The 2,633-nt window shown below is 40.9% G+C and carries 2 protein-coding genes and 2 pseudogenes; 2 read left to right on the top strand and 2 right to left on the bottom strand.

Features of this window, described 5'->3' with window-relative positions; translation table 11 throughout:
- Nucleotides 1-205: pseudogene (locus DU53_RS12305) on the top strand (metallophosphoesterase); the annotation flags it as partial.
- A 111-nt stretch (nt 206-316) separates the two neighbouring features.
- Here the strand turns inward: DU53_RS12305 and DU53_RS06830 are convergent.
- Nucleotides 317-1,597: an SLC13 family permease gene (locus tag DU53_RS06830; protein WP_082853865.1), complete on the bottom strand. Its 1,281-nt coding sequence runs from the start codon at nt 1,595-1,597 to the stop codon at nt 317-319.
- 559 nt (nt 1,598-2,156) lie between these two features.
- Between DU53_RS06830 and DU53_RS06825 the strand changes: the two are divergent.
- Nucleotides 2,157-2,420, top strand: a pseudogene (locus tag DU53_RS06825) (IS110 family transposase); the annotation flags it as partial.
- Between the two features lie 50 nt (nt 2,421-2,470).
- Here the strand turns inward: DU53_RS06825 and DU53_RS12510 are convergent.
- Nucleotides 2,471-2,633 (bottom strand): ATP-binding protein (locus tag DU53_RS12510; RefSeq protein ID WP_235599743.1); only part of this gene is annotated, 163 nt, incomplete at its 5' end.

The following is a 2,633-nucleotide window of genomic DNA, read 5'->3' as shown; positions in this document are numbered from 1 at the left end:
GCGCATTGAACACAATGGTCTCACATACATCGTAATAGGTGGTGGTGGAGCTTCTCCTTATGGCATTAAAGATCCTTCAGGTCCGGTAGCAAGCTTCGAAGGATATCACTTCGTTCTCTTTGAATATGATAATGGCAAACTAAAAGGCACCTGTTATGACATAAAGGGCCAGGAAATCGACAGCTTTTTTGTTTTCCCGCGGTAAGCGCGCTGCGAAGTGCTGAGCTGCGCTCAGGAGGCTAGAAAATGGGGACAGTCCACAACGGGACAGTCCCCATTTTCAAAAAGCTATAAGATTCTACAAGATCTTTGCTTTTTATTTGGATATCATAAAAATCCCAAATATGTATATCAACCCAATTACAAGACTTATAGCCACAGGTGCTATCATCCAACGTAAATATTCTCTAAAACCAAAGGAGCGTCCAATCTCTTTTTCTAAATAGGTTACAGCTACTATATTTTGTACTGCTCCCAAAGGTGTTAAGCTCGTAGCCAGGTTCCCGCTTAATGCAAAAGACCACCAAATTATTGTTGGGAAACCAGCTCCTATCAATATTTTGAGAACGGGGCCAAATATGAGCGCAGCTGGAACGTTGTTTAATATTGGAACACTAATCGCTGCTAGTATAAAGGGTGTTATCAACATCATTAGCTGGTTATCCATCACTGATTTCAATCCTTCAGCAATCAGACTCGTAATTCCTACTGACTCAAGAGCATAAGAGGTGATATATAAGCCCGCAAAGAAAAATAGCATATCCCAGTCTATCTTGGCAGCGACATATTCAAAATCTTTTTTGTTTACCACAAGAAGGAAAACACCACCTAAAAGTGCGATATAGGAAAGGTCAACATCAATCAGATTATGAACCACAAAAAGAACAATTACTGTAAGAAATACTCCAAGAGACCGCTTCATCATTTTTTTGTCATTTATTGCTCTTCCCTCATCCATTTCACTAAGCATTCTAATTTTACCCACAACGGACTCGTCCACTTTAATATATCTTCTGAAATAGAGCATCACTGCTATAAAAGCAAATATAGAAGCTGGACCAAGTTTTATAATGAAATCGTTGAAGGAAAAACCGCTAATCGAGCCAAGGACTAAATTAAAGGGACTACCTATCAGGGTGGCTCCGCCTCCAATGTTATCGACCACCAATGTCAACACTATTAAAGGTACTGGATCCATCCCAAGCATATCCGCTATCAAAAACATCATTGGAGCCATGACAATTATAGTAACCACGTTATCAAGAAAAGCCGAAGTTAATGCCACAACGATCATCAAAAGGGTCAATGTGAAATAAAAACGCTCTCCGCCAAACTTTATCACCTTTATCGAGAAATATTCGAAAAAACCTGAAGTATTTAAAAAGGCAACAATTATCATCATACCTAGCAAAAGGCCCAAGGTGTCTAGATCAACCACCCTGCTGATGTTTTCAGGATCAAGCCCTTCTACAAGTTTTAAGGCTGCAATAACCAGTGATAGCCCAAAGACGACAACAGCTTTGTTCTTTTTACCAAAAATGATGAATCCATACGCAATAACCACAATCACTAAAGTTATCAACACATTTATATCCATGTCGCTTCTATCTCCTTATCTTGGTAATATATCAAAATCAGATAACTTCTAACAATTATCCATTCTATCAAATAGAACTGAAGAATATGAAATTTGAAAGTAGAAAATAATAGAGTAAGCACTTCTGATAAAAACACGAGAATCGAGAGTCCGAGAAGGCGAGAGGGCCGCTATGCGGCGAAAGTGCTGAGCTGCGCTCAGGAGGCTCACGACGTTGACGCTCACGAGGTTGAGGCTTGCGGACGCTGATAAAAAGCCGAGAACCGAGAACCGAGAAAGCCGCTGCGCGGCAGATACGAATCCCTTCGGGATTGATCCGAACTCCTGATAAGAATACGAGAATCCGAGAGTCCGATGTAGGAGTAAAATAAAGGAGGCAGTCAGGAGGAAGAGAGGAACAGAGAGTCCATTCGCCGAAAGAGCGACTGCTTCTCACACTCCCTCTTCCATCCTGGGAGTACTAGAGGATCAATAGTAGGATATCCGGGGAAACCCAGGAACGCTACATCGATTAACCTGTACTCATTTTGACTGCACAATGTTTTTTGGAGGAATCAGTATGGATATTGTGGGAATTGACTGGTCGTGGAATTTTCACACCTGCTATTCTATCGAACAGGATAAGGTTTTTAAGATCAAAGATGGTATAGCGGGGTATGAGAAGCTTCTTAAAACGGTATCAAAAGACGCTGTTTTCGTCATTGAGGAGAGTTTCAATCGTTTGGGAGATTTCTTGTTGTCCAGAGGGAAAGAGGTTTATCTCCTGCCACCGAAAAGGTCAAAGGAAGCCAGAGGCTATCATTCAAACGGCGTGAAGACAGATGTCAACATCGACCAAAAAAGCATAAAAACATCGAACAAAATTGCGTAGTTTCATCGATCAGATTTGCGTAGTTTGTCACTTCTATCAATCGTCGTCTGTATACCAACAAGCCCCGTTTTCTGTTTTTCTTTCAGTCTGTAGCTTTTTCCACGAATGTTGACAATTGTACAATGATGTAAGAGTCTATCTAATACCGCTGTTGCTAATACTTCG

It is taken from the genome of Kosmotoga sp. DU53, from assembly GCF_001639905.1.
Lineage (GTDB): Bacteria > Thermotogota > Thermotogae > Petrotogales > Kosmotogaceae > Kosmotoga > Kosmotoga olearia.
This window is presented reverse-complemented; position numbering and strand designations above follow the sequence as displayed.

What these genes read in the sequence shown, in the direction of transcription:
- DU53_RS06830 (WP_082853865.1), bottom strand. Translation starts at nt 1,597, where the DNA reads ATGGATATAAATGTGTTGATAACTTTAGTGATTGTGGTTATTGCGTAT.